We start from the raw sequence: 1,207 nt of genomic DNA on the forward strand, positions 1-1,207 counted from the left end.
GAATTCTATAAAAAATAAAACTCAAAAAATAAAACTCGGAGTTTAAATTTGTCGGAGTTTGAGCATTGGAATCTAAATGTTGAAATACTTAAGATTTCAAAAAAATTCAACTAAAATGAGAATTCACGGAGTTTAAAAATATGGCGGAGTTTGAGCGTTGGAATTTGATTGTTGGAATATTTAAGATTTAAGAAAAATATTGCTAAAATGAGAAATTACGGATTTTTAAAATAATGTAAAATGAGGTTTTGATACGTAGAAATTTAGTTCCGAAAGATTAATCCGAACTCCAAAGCACGTTATACAACAACTCATAAAATTCATGCTATAATTCGAACTAATAGAAAATTTAAAATATTAAACAAACAATTTGCTACGGCTGAAAATTATCGTATTTTTAAACCGCACAAATCTTATAAAAGCCCGTTGGCGGTCATTAGAACGAAAAAAATAATTAAGCAGAGTGATAACAATTTCGAAAACTAAAATGCCTGAAACTTCAATTCTGAGAGCTAACAATATAACCTATGATTATATTGATAGTTTTCAAGGAGAGTTTATTGACAAATTTCAGAATGTTGGAACAACAGAAATTGGAAAGTCGTTTTTTTCAAGTGGTCCAAAATGGATTGACATATTATTTGAACTTAGAGATAAATTAGTCGGATTTTTTGGACTAAAAACATCAGAAAAGATAACTGATAGACAAAAAATACTTAATAATTTTAAGTGCGAAAAAGGTGAACAAATTGGACTTTTTAAAGTGTTTGACAAAACCGATGACGAAATTATTTTAGGTGAGGACGATAAACATTTGAATTTCAGAGTCTCTTTATATATCGAAAAACAAATTGGAAACAAAACTGACAAAAAATTAATCGTTTCAACAACTGTGAAATTTAACAATTGGTTTGGGAGAATTTATTTTCTTCCAGTAAGACCATTTCATAAATTAATTGTACCGAAAATACTAAAAGGAATTATTAAAAATATTGAACAACAAAACTGAATAAAAACAACGAACCGCCAACAACTCATAAAATTTATGCTTACATTTAAACTAAATAACGAACCGACAAACATTCAACAAACGATTTGCTACGTCCGAAAAATCTCCGATTTTCCAGTCGCACAAATCTTATAAAAGCCCGTTGCCAGTAATAAGAAAAGTTTCGTCAGAAAGAAAAATTCAAGATAGATTTGGAGA

The 1,207-nt window shown here is 28.6% G+C and carries 1 protein-coding gene; it reads left to right on the forward strand.

What is annotated here, in order from left to right:
- The first annotated feature begins 463 nt into the window (after positions 1–463).
- Positions 464–1,009 (forward strand): DUF2867 domain-containing protein, encoded by a 546-nt coding sequence (locus tag EC396_RS12255; protein WP_240665701.1) that lies wholly within the window; start codon positions 464–466, stop codon positions 1,007–1,009.
- Positions 1,010–1,207 lie beyond the last annotated feature (198 nt).

The organism is Lutibacter sp. HS1-25, from assembly GCF_004121075.1.
Classification (GTDB): Bacteria; Bacteroidota; Bacteroidia; order Flavobacteriales; family Flavobacteriaceae; genus Lutibacter.